This is a genomic window from Mesorhizobium sp. M7A.F.Ca.US.005.03.2.1 (genome assembly GCF_003997795.1).
Taxonomy (GTDB): Bacteria; Pseudomonadota; Alphaproteobacteria; order Rhizobiales; family Rhizobiaceae; genus Mesorhizobium; species Mesorhizobium ciceri.
The window spans coordinates 1-1,747 of sequence record NZ_RZRP01001091.1; the positions used below are offsets into that span (position 1 = coordinate 1).

Genomic DNA, 1,747 nt, shown 5'->3' on the forward strand with positions numbered 1-1,747 from the left:
CTGGCCCCGCTTTCGCCGATGCCGGTTTCCGGCAATGGGTCGCCGGCTTCCGCGCCACCGCCGTGCAGAGCGGCGTTTCCGGCGCCCTCTACGACCAGGCCTTCAGGAACATCAGGGATATCGATCCCGTGGTGCTGGAAAAGGCGCGCACGCAGCCTGAATTCACGGCCCCTGCCTGGGACTATTTCGACAACCGCGTCCATGATCAGTCCGTCGCCGTCGGCCAGCAGATGGCCAGGAAATGGAAGCCGTGGCTGGATCGGATCGAGGCCAGGTTCGGCGTCGACCGTTACATCCTGCTGGCCATCTGGTCGATGGAATCGAATTATGGCGAGATCCTCAAGCGCGACGACATCATGCGCAACGTCGTGCGCTCGCTGGCGACCTTGGCCTACGCCGATCCGAAGCGGGCGAAATTCGCCCGCACACAGCTGATCGCCGCGCTGAAGATCCTGCAGACCGGCGACATCGACGAAAGCCATCTGAGCGGATCCTGGGCCGGCGCCATGGGCCACACCCAGTTCATCCCGACCAGCTATCTGCACTATGCCGTGGACATGGACGGCAATGGCAAGCGAGACATCTGGAATTCGATCCCCGATGCGCTGGCGACATCAGCCAATTTGTTGAAGAAGAATGGCTGGCAAGCCGGCAAGACCTGGGGCTATGAGGTCGCCTTGCCAGCCGGAAAACTTCCCGGCGGTTCCAAGACACTGTCGCAGTGGCAGGCGCTCGGCGTCGTCAGGGCCAACGGCAAGCCGTTCAAGAACGGCTCCGACAAGGCGACGCTGAAGGTGCCGGACGGCCGCAGCGGGCCAGCCTTCCTGATGATCAAGAATTTCACGGTCATCAAGGCCTACAACAACGCCGACAAATATGCGCTGGCCGTCGGCCTTCTTGCCGACGAAATCGCCGGCTCGAGCGGTCTGGTGCAGGACTGGAAGCGGCCTTTCACCAAGCTTACTTTCGAGGAAAGACAGGAGCTGCAGAAGCGGCTTTCCCAGCATGGCCTTTACGACGGCAAGTTCGACGGCAAGATCGGCGACGGCTCGAAGACTGCCATCATGGCCTTCCAGGCCAAGGCCGGCTTGACCCAGGACGGCTATCCGAGCATGGAAGTGCTGAAGTGGCTCCGGCAGAAATAGAGCCGCCTGCGGTGCCGCGCGGCCTTCCAGGCGCGCAAAGGACACTGTAGCAATCTGGTTGGCGCGGCATTTGCCGAGAAACCGATGCGGTTTTTCGGCAGGACTGCGCCAAGGGACGGAGGAAACGATTGGCTTCGGCTGCGCGCATCGCAGGGCTTGTTCGTCGCATGCCGGTGCTCGTCCTGGCCGTGGTCGTGCTTGCCGTCGGCGTTGCTGGCGCCTTTCATGCGCCGGCCATGGCGCAGGAGCAGCAAAACCGCGGCTGGCCGTTGATGTTGGGGCCGCTGGTGACGAAGGCGCCGTTCTCGTCGACAAAGCCGTCCCAGATATCGACGAATTCGCCGCCATGGCTTTCTGCGGCCTGATGGTAGATGTCGTTGAAGGCAAGCATATCCGAGGTCATCTTCGGCACCCGGAACGCCGGCATGCCGACCCAAAGGAAGGGGACCTTGGCCGCGGCGATGGCTTTGCCCAGCGCGTCGGTCCTGCGTTCATATTCCTTGGTCCAGTTCTCGGAACGTGGCTGTTCGCGCACGTCGCCCACCTTCATCGACTGGCGGTCGTTGGAGCCCAGCATGACGATCACGGCGGCGGGTTTTTCG

The 1,747-nt window shown here is 62.6% G+C and carries 1 protein-coding gene and 1 pseudogene; one reads left to right on the forward strand and one right to left on the reverse strand.

The annotated features are described in order from the left end of the window. A partial coding sequence (locus EN991_RS34940; RefSeq protein WP_127370430.1) for a lytic murein transglycosylase occupies positions 1-1,145 on the forward strand: 1,145 nt, incomplete at its 5' end. Positions 1,146-1,368: 223 nt separating this feature from the next. Here EN991_RS34940 and EN991_RS34950 read toward each other — a convergent pair. Then, positions 1,369-1,747, reverse strand: a pseudogene (locus EN991_RS34950) (DUF459 domain-containing protein); the annotation flags it as partial.